Genomic DNA, 14,099 nt, shown 5'->3' with positions numbered 1-14,099 from the left:
TACAGACTCACTTCACTTGTCGGTTGCGGTGTATCAGGAGCTTACCCCGTTCGACCCGCGACGACCGAGAGTGGTCGATCCTGTCGCGCCGGGCGTCGCGCCGCGCCTCGTGCCGGCGCCGGACCGCATCCCGATCCGCGAACAGCGACGACCCCGGTCGTGGCGGTGCTGCCTCGATGGCGCCAGGGCTCACCGCCTCGAGTTTCGCGGTGACCTCTGCGAGCTGACCGAGCAGGAGCCTTCCCTTGCGCCAGTAGGAGAGTGCGAACAGGACGAGCACGGCCAAAGCGGCCAGCACGAGCACCAGCCAGATCAGGATCCACGACCACCAGGTCACGACGCCTCCTCTTCGTTCGCGGCCAGAGCGGCCGCCGCCCACTGGGCTACCGCGGAACGCGCCTCCGAGGGCGCCACCACCGTCACCAAGCCCGCGAGCGACGAAACCAGGCGGGTCAACCCCTCCAAGTGCGCTACGCGGAGCCGCACGAGGACAGCGCTGTCCTCGTCGCTCGGTGCAGGATCGGGGAACTCGGCATCCACCGCGTAGTCGCCGAGCAGGACCACAGCGCTCGGCGCGACGCGCAACTCCACGACGAGGTCCGAATCGGAGGCCTCGAACAGCCGCTCCGAGAGGGTCACCTCGTTCCGGCGGCGGACGATCGGGGTCCCCGTGTCGCGGAGCGAGCTCATCCGGTCGACCCGGAAGGTCCGCACTCCCTCCCGTAGATGGTCCCAGCCACGGAGGTACCAGTCGCGGTCGACGGACTCGAGCACGAAGGGGTCGACGAGCCGGGACTCCGTCTCGCCCCGCGCGCTGCGGTAGTCGAAGGCGACCTGGGTGGCGGAGGCCATCGCCGAGCGGAGCAGCGCTACGGTGCTGTCGGCTGTGCCGCGCGAGACGGCCACGGCGCTGGGCGCGGACGAGGCTCCTCGCGAGAGCTTGCCCATCAGGGAGGCGATCCGATCGTTGCCCTGGTTCTCGGGGAGCGCCGCGAGGTACTGCATACCGGCGATCAGAGCGGCGGCCTCACGCGCCGAGAACCGGGGCGACTCGTCTATCGCGACCTGCTGGGTCAGGACGATGTGGTCGTTCTCCTCGAAGTCGTCCCAGCTGATGTCGAACAGGTCGTTGGCCTGGTACTGCGCCGTCTCGCCGGGGATCCCGGAGACGGCGATGAGGCGCACGGCGCGGCGCACCTCCTCCTCGGGGATCTCGAAGTGCTCGGCCACCTCGTGCACCGAGACGCGCCCGCGGTCGAGCAGGTAGGGCACGAGCGAGAGCAGCACGGCGAGGCGATCGCGAGCCTGAAGCGAGCGAGGCCTAGCCATGGACGCCTCCTGCGTGGTCGTCGAGGCTGCGGCGGAGGCGGTCGAGGACGCGCGTGCGCAGCTCCAGAGGCTCGAGGACGCGCACCTCGGGGCCGTAGCCGGCGAGCTCGTCCGCGAGGATGTCGGCGTCGGTGTAGTGCAGGCGCAGCGTGTCGTTCTCGTCGCCGGCCGGCTCGGCACGGCCGCGCAGACGGAGCGCGGCGTCGGAGGCGGGAGCGATCCGCACCAGCGCGCTGTTGCGCTGGAGGATCTCGTCGAGCTGGGCGAGCGCCGTCGCGGCGTGATCGCCCCCGGCCTCCGGCGCGGGACCGCCGGTCGTGACCGGTCCGACGATCCGGGAGAGCAGGAAGGTCCGCGTTCCCGCGGCGCCCTCGTCCCAGCCGTACAGGTGCCACCGGCCCTGGTGGTTGACCAGGGCGCGGGGCTGCACGGTGCGGATCCGCGGCTCCTCGCCTCCGGGCTTGAGGTAGGGGAAGCGCACGACCTGGCCGCGGTCGAGCGCGGCGGTCAGCGGCTCGAAGGAGGCCTCCCTGACCCGGATCGACGGGCTGATGCCGATGACCGGATCGACCGAGTCGACGCCGATCGAGCGCAACTTGATCAGCGCGCGCCGCGACTCGGCCGAGAGGGTGCCCTCGCGCCAGACCGCCCCCGCCAGACGCAGGAGGGCCAGCTCCTCCGGATCGAAGGTGAGATCGGCCGGGAGATCGTAGCTGTGCTTCGCGATCCGATAGCGGACCGTCTGAGTGTTCCCCGGGTCTCCCGGGGCGTCCACTGTCTCGATCGGGATGCCGAGCTCGCGCAGGTCGTCCTTGTCGCGCTCGAACTGGCGCTCGAGCGATGCCCGGTCGCCCCGATCGGACCGCTGCCGGTAGCCCTGCACCGTCGAGAGCACATCGGCCTTCGTCAGGCCGTTCTCTGCGGCGACGAGCGCCAGCACGAGATTGAAGAGACGCTCCTCGGCCGGGACGCGGCTCGAGGACGGGGCGTCGGCAGGCACGCCCTCCAGTCTAGGGCCGGGCCGGGTCAGGCCTTTCCGAGGATGTCGGCGACGAAGATCAGCGTCGCGCCGCCGGGGATCCCGCCCTGCGGCGAGCCCTGGGCTCCGTAGCCCTGGTCCGGAGGAATGACCGCGATCACCTGGGATCCGACGGGCTGGCCGACCAGCGCCTTCGCGAAGCCGGGGATGACGCCTCCCTGGGTGGTCGAGCCGTCGGCGGCGGCGAACACCGCGGGCCCGCCCTTCTCCCAGCTGGAGTCGAAGACCTTGCCGTCGCTCCACGTCCAACCCGTGTACGCGACGACCACCTGGTCGCCCTCGGCGATGACGTCGCCGTCGCCCTTCTTCAGCTGCGCTATACGCAGATCGGTCGGAGCGTCGCCGGAGGGCTTCGCGAGACCCGGGCGGCCGTCGGTGCCCAGCGTCACGTTCGGGAAGCCGTCGGGCACGGGCTGGGCCGCTCCGTCGGCGCGGGCGAGGGAGGCGCTGCGCACGTCGGCGACGAGGACGAGCGTGTCGTCGGGCGAGATGCCCAGCTGCGCGGAGGCCTGGCCGAAGCCGTCCTCCGGAGCGATGGCGATCGCCACCCGCGAGCCCACCCGGGTGCACAGCAGGCCCTCGTTGAGGCCGACCAGCCCGGCACCGCCGACGCCGAATCGCGCGCTGCTCGATCCGTCGTAGGGCGATGTCTCGAGCACGGTGCCGTCGGCTCCGTTCACCAGCGTGTAGTCGATCGTGACCAGCTGCCCCTTCTCGAGCGGGGATCCCGAGCCCTCGATCAGAGTGCTGACCTGGGTGCCGTCAGCCTTGAGCGGCGTCGGCACGGTGACCTCGGGCTTTGAGCCGAAGTCTCCCGTCGCGCTGACCGCCGACGAGGAGTTCCCGGAGGAGAAGGGTGCGTCGCAGTCCGCCTGTGAGGAGGACGCGGAGCATCCCGTGAGTGCGGCGACGATGCCGATGCCGGCGATGAGCGCGGTGGTCCTGCGCACGGGTCCTCGATTCGGGAGAAGGGGAGCGGTGACGCCCGGGGTGGTGACGGCCCGGAGGCCGGGAACAGCTTAGAGGATGCCCTCGTCGCCGCCGGCTCCGGCCGCCTCCTCGCCGAAGCCGCGCGCCCGCGAGAGCTCGGCACTGGCGGCGGACTCGCGCACGCGCTTGCGCAGGCTCTTCGGGCTGACGGCGCGTTCGCCGAGCGCGCCCGGCGTCCAGGCTTCGACGTCCTCGTCGCTGAAGTCGGTCTTCGAGGGACGGCGCTTGAGTTCGGGGAGGACGGTGTCCGGCGCGAGCCGACGAGCAGTGATCAGGAAGCCGGTGTGGCCGATCATCCTATGGTCGGGGCGGACGGCGAGTCCCTCGACGTGCCAACCGCGCACCATCGTCTCGTTCGAGGAGGGGTTCGTGAAGAGTCCGGACGACCGGATCGCCTCGGCCACCCGCGAGAGCTGCGTGACGGTGGCGACGTAACAGAGCAGCACTCCCCCGGGCGTGAGCGCCTCGGCGGCGACATCGAGGCACTCCCAGGGCGCGAGCATGTCGAGGACGACACGGTCGGCCTCACCGGAGGGAACGGTGCCGGGCAGCGCCTCCACCAGGTCTCCGACGGTGACGCTCCAGTTGTCCGGCGCGTAACCGAGGAACGTCTCGACGTTGGCGCGGGCGACCTCGGCGAACTCCTCCCTCCGCTCGAACGACGCCAGGCGACCCGCGGGGCCGACCGCGCGCAGCAGCCAGAGCGAGAGGGCCCCGGAGCCGACGCCCGCCTCGACGACGCGAGCGCCGGGGAAGACGTCGGCCAGCGCGAGGATCTGGGCGGCGTCCTTCGGGTAGACGATCGCTGCTCCGCGGGGCATCGACATGACGAAGTCGGCGAGCAGGGGACGTAGCGCCAGGTGGTCGACGCCGACGGTGTTGGTGACCACGGAGCCGTCGGGCAGGCCGATGACGGTGTCGTGCTCGATGCCTCCGCGGTGGGTGTGGAACACCTTGCCCGGAACGAGCGTGATGGTGTTCATCCGTCCCTTCGGGCCGGTGAGCTGGACGCGGTCGCCAGCACGGAAGGGGCCGGAATGCTGCAGTGCCTCACCGGTCATCGGCGGGCCTCCGTCTCGGTCGTGACCGGGCACGAGCCGCGGTGCTCGGAGGACACCGACGCGAGGTCTGCGAGGGTGCGGCCCGTGAGGGTGGGCCAGAGGGCGTAGGGGGCCGCTGTGTCGAGCTCGAGCTGGTGTGGCACTCCGATCGCGGCGGCACCCGAGGCGACCGCGGCGCCGAGACCGGCGTGGGAGTCCTCGATCGCCACGCACGCGGCGATGTCGACGCCGAGCGTGCTCGCCGCGAGGAGGTACGCCTCGGGGTCGGGCTTGCTGCGCTCGACCATGTCACCGCTCACGACGGCCGCGAAGGCGGGGAACGGGAGGCGGTCGACGACGGCGGAGGCCATCCGGCCGATCGACATGGTGACGAGCGCCTGCGGAACATTTGCCCGGCGCACGGCCTCCAGGAGCTCGAGGGCGCCGGGGCGCCACGGGATGCTGACGGCCAGCCGGGCGATCACCTCGTCCGTCATCCGATCGATGATCGCCTCGACAGACAGGTCGACGCCCTTGCCCTGCACAATCCGAGCGGACGCAGGCAGGCCGGAGCCGACCAGGCTCATCGCATCCTCGTGTGTCCAGACCCCGCCGAACGACGAGACGAGGGCGTGCTCCGAGGCCATCCAGTAGGGCTCGGTGTCGACCAGCGTGCCGTCCATGTCCCAGAGCACGGCTGCCGGGCCGCCCAGAGGGACGTGCTCGGAGGTCTGTGGGCGGGCGGAGGTCTCGGGAGTCACGAGCGACCATGGTACCGGCAGGGCGGAGGCTCCTCGGGGTCGGAAGCCGGGAGCGAACAGTGCCCCGAATCCGCGGGCCCGGGCGGACTGCGTCGGAGGCGGGTCTTATCCTGGACCGACGGGGCAGGCGCGATGTCCGCTCCCCCGACATCGAGCCGAACGCGGAGACCCTGCCTATGAACGTGATCACGGGGAACGTCCTGGTCGTGGCCTTCGAGGGCTGGAACGATGCCGGCGATGCCGCGAGCGGTGCGCTGCGCCTGGTCAAGGACGCCGGGGACTACGTGCCCCTCTTCGCGGTCGACGCCGAGCAGTACTACGACTTCCAGTACACCCGTCCGATGCTATCCATCGGCGAGGACGGGCGCCGCAGCCTCTCGTGGCCCGGCACGCAGATCTTCGGCCCGGCCGAGACCTCCGTCGACGCCGAGAGCGCCCTCTACCTCATGATCGGGACGGAGCCCTCTCGGAGCTGGAAGAGCTTCGCGGCCGAGGTCGTGGACGCCATGCTGGCGATCGACATCTCGGCGGTGGTCTTCCTCGGCGCGATGCTCGCCGACGTCCCGCACACCCGCCCGATCTCGATCTTCGCCTCCAGTGAGAACGCCGAGCTGCGCACCTCGTTCGAGCTCGAGCGCTCCAGCTACGAGGGGCCGGTCGGCATCCTCAGCGTGATCGGCGAGGCCGCCCAGAAGGTGGGCATCCCGGCCGTTTCGATCTGGGCCTCCGTTCCGCACTACGTGCACAACGCGCCGTCGCCCAAGGCGATGCTGGCGCTACTCGAGAAGCTCGAGGAGATCGTCGGACTCGCGATCCCGCGCGGCGACCTCGTCGAGGAGGCCGAGGAGTGGGAGCGCGGCATCGACGCCCTGGCGGCCGAGGACGAGGAGATGGCCGCGTACATCGCGCAGCTCGAGCAGGCTCGCGACACCGTCGACTCCCCGGAGGCGAGCGGTGAGGCGATCGCGCAGGAGTTCGAGCGCTACCTCCGCCGCCGCGGCGACGGGCGCTCGGGCGAGGAGCCTTGGCGGCCGTAGCCGCAGGCGCAGACGGCCCTGCCGAGGCAGGCTCAGGCCGGGCGCACGCCGAGCAGTGCGTCGAGCGTGTCGCGGAGGAGCGCGGGGTCGTCGACCCCGTCGGTCAGGGCGGCGTCCACCACCGCAAGAGCTGCGGGAGTGTCGAGGTCGTCCGCGAGTGCCGCCCGCAGCTGCGCCAGCACCTCGAGACTCGAGCGCGGGCCGGAGGCGGTGAGCGACTCCTCCCAGCGGTTCACGCGCGCCTGAGCGGCCGGCAGATCGTCGGGCAGCCACTCCCAGTCGGAGCGGTAGTGGTGGGCGAGCAGCGCGAGGCGGACCGCCCTCGGGCCGACTCCCTCGCCCCGCAGCCGCGACACCAGCACCAGGTTGCCGAGCGACTTGCTCATCTTCTCGCCCTGGTAGGCGACCATGCCGGCGTGGGCGTAGGCACTCGCGAGCGGACGGCCCGAGAGCGACGCCGCGTGGGCAGCGCTGAACTCGTGGTGCGGGAAGGCGAGGTCGCTCCCTCCGCCCTGGAGCGTGAACTCGGGGCCGAGACGGTCGAGCGCAATCACGGAGCATTCGATGTGCCAGCCCGGACGCCCCCGGCCGACGGAAGCGTCCCACGCCGGTTCGCCCGCGCGCTCCGCCCGCCAGAGCAGCGGATCGAGCGGGTCGCGCTTGCCCGCACGCCCGGGATCTCCCCCGCGCTGCGTGAACAGCGACTCCATGGCCTCCCTGTCGAGAGCGCTCTCGCTCCCCAGGTGCCAGACGGCGCTCTCCGCGGCGGCGACGTCGTAATAGAGGTCGGCCGCGCCGGGCGCCGCTGCGTCGGAGGCGGGAACTCGGTAGGCGACGCCGTCCCGCTCCAGCCGGGCCACGGCCTCCGCGATGGGCGCGATGGTCTCGGTGACACCCACGTAGTGGGAGGGCGGCAGGATGCGCAGCGCGGCCATGTCGCCGCGGAACAGCTCGACCTGCTCCTCGGCGAGCTCTCGCCAGTCGACGCCGGTGGCCGCGGCGCGCTCGAGGAGTGGATCGTCGACATCGGTGACGTTCTGCGCGTAGTCGATCGAGTACCCGGCGTCGAGCCAGAGCCTCTGCACCGTGTCGAAGGCGAGGTAGGTCGACGCGTGGCCGAGGTGCGTCGCATCGTAGGGCGTGATGCCGCAGACGTAGAGGCGCGCGACTCCCTCGTCGGCGGCGAGATCGACGAGACCGCCGGTGGGCGTGTCGTGGATCCGGGGTACAGGCCCGCGGCCCGGCAGCGCGGGGACGACGGGGGCGTTCCAGGCGCGCATCTAGGCGGCGATGAGGCCGGTGCCGAGCGCAACCATCAGGACGACGCCGAGCACGATGCGGTAGACCACGAACGGGAGGAAGCTGCGACGCGAGATGTAGCTCATGAAGAACGCGATCACCACGAAGCCGACCACGAAGGCCACGACCGTCGCGACCAGTGTCTCGAGCCCGCCGACCTGGATCTGGTTGGGCAGCACCTCCGGGTCGCTGATGCTCTTGTACAGCTGGTACAGGCCGCTGCCGAACACGGCGGGGATGGCGAGCAGGAAGGAGTAGCGTGCCGCCGCCTTGCGCTCGTAGCCGAGGAAGAGGCCGGCGGTGATGGTGCCGCCCGACCGCGAGACGCCGGGGATCAGCGCGAGCGCCTGCGCGCCTCCGTAGACGAGGCCGTCGCGCACGCCGAGATCGCGCAGGCGGCGCTTCTTCGCGCCCACCGCGTCGGCGATGCCGAGGAGGATGCCGAAGACGATGAGCGTCGTCGCGACCACCCAGAGCGAACGGAGCGTCGTCTCGATCGCGTCCTGGAACACGAGGCCGAGGACGATGATCGGAAGGCTGCCGATGATGATCAGCCAGCCCATCCGGGCGTTCGGATCGGAGCGGGGCACGCGACCCACGAGCGAACGGCACCAGTTCGACACGATGCGCACGATGTCGCGCCAGAAGTAGATGATGACCGCGGTCTCGGTGCCCAGCTGCGTGATCGCGGTGAACGCGGCTCCGGTGTCGCGCCCGCCCAGACCGGGCAGCAGTTCGCTGACGATCCGGAGGTGGGCACTGGAGGAGATGGGGAGGAATTCGGTCAGACCCTGGACGAGTCCCAGGATCAGAGCGTCGAGCAGGCCCATGCGTCACTTTCGAGGAGGGCTGGTGCGTCGTCGGCCAGCAGGCGGTCGGTGTCGGTCGGAACTGACCTCAGGATCGCAGCAGGAGATCGGTCAGGACCTTCCTGCCAAACACTAGTGCGTCGAGTGGGACGCGCTCATCGACCCCGTGGAAGAGTGCCGGGAAGTCCAGTGACGGCGGGAGCTGGAGTGGCGCGAAACCGTATCCGGTGATGCCGAGTGTCGAGAGGGCCTTGTTGTCGGTGCCCCCCGAAAGCAGGTAGGGCAGCACCTCCGCCTCCGGATCGAACCGCCGGAGCGAGGCGGCCATGCTCTCGACGAGCGGCCCGGCGAAGGGCACCTCGAGCCCGATGTCGCGGTGCTGCACTAGTATCTCGACGTGCTCGCCGGCGAGGACCTTCAGCCGCTCGAGGACCGCGTCCTCCTCCCCCGGCAGCACACGGACGTCGATCGTCGCCTCGGCGGTGTCCGGGATGACATTGGCCTTGTAGCCGGCGGAGAGCATCGACGGGTTGGCCGTCGTGCGCAGCGTGGCCGCGATGAACCGGGAAGCGGTACCGGTGGCGAGGGCGAGCTCCTCCGGTGTGCTGCGTTGCGGGTCGTGACCGAGCAGGCGTGCCACCTCGTCGAGCAGCTCACGTGTGGTGTCGGTGAGACGAGTGGGCCACTCCTCACTGCCGATGCGCGCGATGGCCTGCGCGAGTCGCGTGACCGCGTTCTCGGTGTTGATCTGAGAGCCGTGCCCGGCGGTGCCGTGGGCACGCAGGGTCAGCCACATCAAGGCCTTCTCGCCGGTCTGCACGAGGTAGGCGCGTTTGCCCGCCAGCTCGATCGAGTAGCCGCCGACCTCGCTGATGGCCTCGGTCGCCCCGGCGAACAGCTCCGGTCGGGTGCGGACGAGGTGGGCGGACCCGCGCACTCCTCCGGCCTCCTCGTCGGCGAAGAAGGCGACGACCAGGTCACGGGACGGGCGGCGGCCCTCGCGGAGGATGTCGCCCAGTGAGGCGAGGATCATGGCGTCCATGTTCTTCATGTCGACCGCGCCCCGGCCCCAGAGCATGCCGTCCTTGATCACGCCGCCGAAGGGATCGACGCTCCAGTTGTCAGCGATGGCGGGCACCACGTCGAGGTGCCCGTGCACCACGAGCGCGCCGCGCTCGCGATCCTCACCGGCGACCCGGGCGACGACACTGGTGCGTCCCGGATCGGAGTCGATCAGCTCGGGCTCGAGGCCGAGATCGCGCAGCTTCGCGGCGACGTACTCGGCGGCCGGTCGCTCGGGTTCGGCCTTGCCGTCGCCGTAGTTGCTCGTGTCGAAGCGGATGAGGTCCCGCGCGATCAGCGCGGTCTCGTCGAGGCGTGCATCGGTCCGGTCTGCGCTGTCGGGCATGCGAGCAACGGTACCGCGCAGGCGCCGCCCGCCTCCGCACCCGCACGAGAGAGGCCGCCCGACGGCCGGGCTGCGGAGGGTGCGACCGCGTTCCCGGAGGTGGCGGAACGGCTCTCCGAACCGTGCTAATGTCTTCTTCGGCCGCGGAAACGCAGGCCGAAAACAACACCCGTCCGGGTGGCGGAAATGGCAGACGCGCTAGCTTGAGGTGCTAGTGCCCGTATAGGGCGTGGGGGTTCAAGTCCCCCCTCGGACACAGGATCTTCCCCCGCGGCTCATCGCCCGGGGGAAGTCGTGGTTAACGGGCCGAGGAACAGCCGGAAGGTCTCGTCCTCCCGGGCCATGCCCGCCTGCTGCTCATGAACGTCGGCGTCTGTCGACCTCTGCCCGGTACAGGGCCTCGTAGCGACCCGTCCGAACGAACCCGTGCAGCCACGCGATCGCCCCGTCGAGGTCGTCGAACTCGCCCGCCTCCTGCGCGCGGACGGAGGCGGTGACCACCGGCGCCATGCCGATGCCGGGCCGGACGCCGGCGTCGAGGAGGTGCCGACCGCGCAGAAGCGGTGCAGCGGCTGCTCCGCCCGGCAGGGTCGCCGCGACAGCGAGCCACAGGGGTCCGGGAGCCGGCTTCCGGCCGGCTTCACGACCGGTCAGATCGGCCTCGACCACGCGCGCCCAGGTCGCGAGCGACGGGCCCGCGCCGGAAGGCCCCGCGAGGCGATGCAGGAGGCGACGCACGGCGGGTCGAGTGGGACCGCTGAGGTGGCTCATGTGCTCCGCGATGAGGACCCCGACCTGGTCGATGAGCTCAGCGGGCGCGCCCACCCGGGACAGGAGCGCACGAGCAGGGGCGACGCCCGCGTGAGCGTGTCCGCGAGAGGTGATCCGCCCGTCGTCCTCCCGGTGGGTGTGCGTCGCCTTCCCGAGATCGTGAAGGAGGGCCGTCGTGACCAGGAGGAGGCGTTCGTCATCGTCGAGTCCGTCACGATCGGCGATCGCCACCGCCGCATCGGCCGCGAGGGCGAGGTGCCGGTGCACGTCGCCCTCCGGGTGCCAGACCGGGTCCTGCGGGACGCCGCGGGTGGCGGCGAGTTCGGGCAGGTGCCGCTCCCACCCGGTCTCCTCGAGTGCGGTCAGCGCGTGGGAGAAGGATCGGCCGCGGGTCAGGAGCTCCACCAGCTCGGCCCACACCTGCTCTCGGACGAGGGACGGGACGGCCTCGGCGGTCGACCGGGCGAGTGCGGCCGTCTCGGGGGCGATCGTGAAGCCGAGCCGGCCCGCGAGCGTCACCGCACGGAGCACCCGGAGCGGATCGGTGGCGACGTCGACGGCGATGTGTCGCAGGACACCCGCGGCGAGGTCGGCGACTCCGTGATGCGGGTCGATGAGGTGTCCCGTCGTGGGGTCCCAGCCGATGGCGTCCACCGTGACGTCCTGGTCGCCGAGCGCGTCCGCGGCGTCGAGCGCGTCCGCGGCGTCGAGGCGCTGAGACGTCGCTCGGTGTCGGTTGGAGGAAGCGCGCCGCGGCAGGCGCACCTCCACGTCCCCGCCGGGCGCGTGCACGATGACGGCACCCGAGGACTCGCCGGGTTCGTCCACTCGGCCGACGGCCTGAAGGGCGCCGACGAGCTGCCGGACGTCCAGGGGGCCGAGCGTCTGGATGGCGACGGTGCCGTCGTGATCAGCCCCCGTCAGCGCATCTCGGACGGCTCCGCCGACGATCAGGGGGTGCCCGCCCGCTCGGACGACGGCGGCGACGATCGCGCGCGCGGCCGGCGTCAGGACGACCAGGTCCGGGTGGGTCATGCCTCGACTATGCCCGCTCGCGGCGCACTCGTTTCCTGCGGGTCGCTCTGAACGGCGTTCCCGACATCGACCGACTGGCCCGGCAGCAGAACGCGGCGCGTCCGAGGAGATGCGACGTCAGCGGCGCACGACGACCGCGACGCTCGAGCGCCGATAGCATCGGCCCGTGCTGATCCTCCCGCGCCACCCGCTCGCCTCGACCGACGGCGGATCGACGGTGCTCGCGGACGAGAGGGGAACGGTCGTCGTGTTCGTGCACCCGCGCATCAGTCCGCCGGAGGGTGCGCCGGCGGGGTGGGACGAGATCCCCGGCGCGCGCGGCTGCACCGCGGAGTCGCGCTCCTTCCGCGATCTCGCCGCGGACTTCGGTGCACTGGACGTCCGCGTCATCGGCCTGTCGAGTCAGTCGCCGGAGGAGCAGCGCGAGGCGCACGCCCGTCTGCACCTGGGGTATCCGCTCGTGTCCGACGAGGAGCTGCACCTGCGGGATGTGCTCAACACGATCGAGGTCGAGGGACGCACGCTGTATCAGCGCTGCACTCTGATCCTCGACGAGGGCGTGGTCGCGCACCGCATCGACGACATCACCGATCCGGAGGCTCACCCCTCGGACGTTCTGCGCATGCTCGCGGCTCGTTCCACAGCAGCGCGACGCCCCTGAGTCAGGCCGAGCCACTGGCCGTCGCGATCGATCGCCGCGCGCCGCAGCTACGCTGCCCGAGTCACTGTCGCCGGGGCCCAGCCCAGCGCCGGCGCGATGGAGTCCGCAACGGTGCGCAGGAGCCGGGCGTTGTACTCAACGCCGAGCTGGTTGGGGACGGTCAGCAGCAGGGTGTCCGCCTCCTGGACGGCGACGTCCCCCGCGAGCTCCGCGGCGAGGACATCGGGCTCGCCCGTGAAGCTGCGGCCGAAGCGTGCGCGCACGCCCTCGAGGGAGGTGATCTGGTCGCGTTCGCCGCGGCCGCCGAAGTAGAGGCGGTCGAGGTCGCTCGTGATCGGCAGGACGCTGCGCGAGACGGAGACGCGAGGAGTGCGGTCCCAGCCCGCCTCCTCCCACGCCGACCGGTACTCGCGGATCTGACGCGCCTGGAGCTCGTCGAAGGGGATGCCCTCCTCCTCGAGCAGAAGGGTGGAGGACTGGAGGTTCATGCCCTGCTCCGCCGCCCAGCGGGCGGTGGCGAAACTGCCGGCGCCCCACCAGATGCGGTTCTCGAGACCGGGCGAGCGCGGCTCGATCGAGAGCGGGACCGACTGGCCCGTCATCGCGGGGTCGGACTGAGCGACCGGTGCGCCTGCGAGCGCCTCACGGAAGAGCTGCACCTTGTGTCGGGCGAGATCGGCGTCGGTCATTCCCTCGGGAGGGACGAAGCCGAAGGCCTCCGAGCCGCGCAGCGCGGTCTCGGGCGATCCCCTGCTGACTCCGAGTTCGAGCCTGCCGCCCGAGAGCAGGTCGGTCGCGGCCGCCTCCTCCGCCATGTAGAGCGGGTTCTCGTAGCGCATGTCGATCACGCCGGTGCCGATCTCGATGCGGCGCGTGCGTGCGGCGATGGCCGCCAGCAGTGGGAACGGCGACGCCAGCTGCGGCGCGAAGTGGTGGACGCGGACGTAGGCGCCGTCGAGCCCGATCTCTTCGGCCGCCTCGGCGAGTTCGACCGTCTGGAGCAGGACGTCTCGCGCGGTGTGCGTCATCGACCCGGGCACCGACTGGTAGTGACCGAAGGAGAGGAAGCCGATGCGCGAGACCATGCTCCGTTCAGCGTCCGACCGGTCGGCGGTATTCCCCGGTCGCTCCGCAATGGTGGGGCGACCGGCGTCGACGACGGGCCTGAAGGTCAGCGGCAGAACGCGTCGAGGAGCGATCGACACTCGTGGGGATGCAGCGGTACCGCACCACCGTGGACACCGCACCGCCCTGGACACCGCACCGGACTCAGGAGGCGTCGAAGTCCACGGAGAGCGAGGCGGTGACCTCGATGTCCTCCGGCTTGAGGGCGAGCGACTCCTCCGACGAACCGAACGTCGCGGTGCGGCTCATCAGCGCCGGCCCCCCTCGATGCGCGTGTTCGGGCGCAGGCCGGGCTCGAAGAGAGCCAGCAGGCGCACGTCGGGGCGCCCGAGGGCTGCGGCGTAGGCCTCCGCTCGCTCCCGGGCATCGCGCACGGCGGCCATGCGGACATCGCGCTCGATGCTCGCTCGTCGAGCGGCCGTGACGTCCCAGTCGACTCCGGAGACCTGGACCCCCGGGACCTCCGCGATCGACCCGACCCACTGCCCGAGAGCTGCGACATCGCGGTACTTCACCCGCACTCCGGCGGCCGCGACAGGGAACAGCTGCGCGACATCGGAGTCCTTGAGGAACCGGCGGACCATCGAGACGGAGACCTGGTCGGCGGACCACCAGGTGGCGACGCCCGAGGCCCGCTCGGCCGCCGCCTCCTCGCGCATCCGCGCGTGCAGGACGCTGACCTCGGACAGCGCCTGCGGCCGCGAGCGCGATTCGCGCCGGATCTCGAGGCGGACCGTTCCGCGCTCGGCGGGATGGAAGTGCTGGGCGAGACCGGCGACGGCGATGGCGCCCATG

The 14,099-nt window shown here is 71.4% G+C and carries 14 protein-coding genes and 1 tRNA gene; 3 read left to right on the top strand and 12 right to left on the bottom strand.

Annotation, left to right across the window (positions count from 1 at the left end; genetic code table 11):
- Positions 1-7: 7 nt before the first annotated feature.
- The 6 genes from GSU10_RS07475 to GSU10_RS07450 form a co-directional block, all read right to left on the bottom strand.
- Positions 8-337 (bottom strand): hypothetical protein, encoded by a 330-nt coding sequence (locus GSU10_RS07475; RefSeq protein WP_068207046.1) that lies wholly within the window; start codon positions 335-337, stop codon positions 8-10.
- A complete protein-coding gene (locus tag GSU10_RS07470; protein WP_132504303.1) occupies positions 334-1,329 on the bottom strand; it encodes a helix-turn-helix transcriptional regulator in 996 nt (331 codons plus the stop codon). The genes GSU10_RS07475 and GSU10_RS07470 overlap by 4 nt, the downstream gene beginning before the upstream one ends.
- Positions 1,322-2,329 (bottom strand): helix-turn-helix transcriptional regulator, encoded by a 1,008-nt coding sequence (locus tag GSU10_RS07465; RefSeq protein ID WP_068207039.1) that lies wholly within the window; start codon positions 2,327-2,329, stop codon positions 1,322-1,324. Before GSU10_RS07465 ends, GSU10_RS07470 begins: the two co-directional genes overlap by 8 nt.
- A 26-nt stretch (positions 2,330-2,355) precedes the next feature.
- Positions 2,356-3,318, bottom strand: a complete 963-nt coding sequence (locus GSU10_RS07460; RefSeq protein WP_068207036.1) for an FKBP-type peptidyl-prolyl cis-trans isomerase — start codon at positions 3,316-3,318, stop codon at positions 2,356-2,358.
- A 69-nt stretch (positions 3,319-3,387) separates the two neighbouring features.
- Complete coding sequence (locus GSU10_RS07455) at positions 3,388-4,419, bottom strand: tRNA (adenine-N1)-methyltransferase (protein ID WP_068207033.1); 1,032 nt, start codon at positions 4,417-4,419, stop codon at positions 3,388-3,390.
- A complete protein-coding gene (locus tag GSU10_RS07450; protein ID WP_068207139.1) occupies positions 4,416-5,081 on the bottom strand; it encodes an HAD family hydrolase in 666 nt (221 codons plus the stop codon). Before GSU10_RS07450 ends, GSU10_RS07455 begins: the two co-directional genes overlap by 4 nt.
- Positions 5,082-5,335: 254 nt before the next feature.
- Between GSU10_RS07450 and GSU10_RS07445 the strand changes: the two genes are divergently transcribed.
- A complete protein-coding gene (locus GSU10_RS07445) occupies positions 5,336-6,196 on the top strand; it encodes a proteasome assembly chaperone family protein (RefSeq protein ID WP_132504305.1) in 861 nt (286 codons plus the stop codon).
- A 32-nt stretch (positions 6,197-6,228) separates the two neighbouring features.
- On the opposite strand, the gene mshC is transcribed toward GSU10_RS07445, so the two are convergent.
- The 3 genes from mshC to GSU10_RS07430 all read right to left on the bottom strand — a co-directional run bounded on the left by mshC (position 6,229) and on the right by GSU10_RS07430 (position 9,712).
- On the bottom strand, positions 6,229-7,476 hold the full coding sequence (gene mshC, locus GSU10_RS07440; protein WP_068207030.1) for a cysteine--1-D-myo-inosityl 2-amino-2-deoxy-alpha-D-glucopyranoside ligase: 1,248 nt from the start codon (positions 7,474-7,476) through the stop codon (positions 6,229-6,231).
- Entirely contained in the window at positions 7,477-8,325 is an 849-nt protein-coding gene (locus GSU10_RS07435; RefSeq protein WP_068207027.1) for an undecaprenyl-diphosphate phosphatase, read from the bottom strand.
- Between the two features lie 67 nt (positions 8,326-8,392).
- The gene (locus tag GSU10_RS07430; RefSeq protein WP_068207018.1) at positions 8,393-9,712 is read right to left on the bottom strand and encodes a M20/M25/M40 family metallo-hydrolase; all 1,320 of its coding nucleotides are present in this window, start codon (positions 9,710-9,712) and stop codon (positions 8,393-8,395) included.
- Positions 9,713-9,883: 171 nt separating this feature from the next.
- Here GSU10_RS07430 and GSU10_RS07425 point away from each other — a divergent pair.
- Positions 9,884-9,968, top strand: a tRNA-Leu gene (locus GSU10_RS07425).
- Between the two features lie 101 nt (positions 9,969-10,069).
- Here the strand turns inward: GSU10_RS07425 and GSU10_RS07420 are convergent.
- Positions 10,070-11,518 (bottom strand): HD domain-containing protein, encoded by a 1,449-nt coding sequence (locus GSU10_RS07420; RefSeq protein ID WP_068207016.1) that lies wholly within the window; start codon positions 11,516-11,518, stop codon positions 10,070-10,072.
- A 166-nt stretch (positions 11,519-11,684) separates the two neighbouring features.
- On the opposite strand from GSU10_RS07420, the gene GSU10_RS07415 reads away from it, so the two are divergent.
- Positions 11,685-12,179, top strand: a complete 495-nt coding sequence (locus GSU10_RS07415; protein ID WP_068207014.1) for a peroxiredoxin — start codon at positions 11,685-11,687, stop codon at positions 12,177-12,179.
- A gap of 47 nt (positions 12,180-12,226) precedes the next feature.
- On the opposite strand, the gene GSU10_RS07410 is transcribed toward GSU10_RS07415, so the two are convergent.
- Positions 12,227-13,264 carry an LLM class flavin-dependent oxidoreductase gene (locus GSU10_RS07410; RefSeq protein WP_132504307.1) on the bottom strand — a complete coding sequence of 346 codons (1,038 nt, stop codon included), beginning with the start codon at positions 13,262-13,264 and terminating at the stop codon, positions 12,227-12,229.
- A gap of 288 nt (positions 13,265-13,552) precedes the next feature.
- Entirely contained in the window at positions 13,553-14,098 is a 546-nt protein-coding gene (locus tag GSU10_RS07405; RefSeq protein WP_068207012.1) for an SIMPL domain-containing protein, read from the bottom strand.
- Between the last annotated feature and the right edge of the window lies 1 nt (position 14,099).

Origin of the sequence: Rathayibacter tanaceti, assembly GCF_009834165.1 — a bacterium.
GTDB lineage: Bacteria > Actinomycetota > Actinomycetes > Actinomycetales > Microbacteriaceae > Rathayibacter > Rathayibacter tanaceti.
The sequence above is the reverse complement of the archived record's forward strand: the minus strand, read 5'-3'. Positions and strand labels throughout refer to the sequence as shown.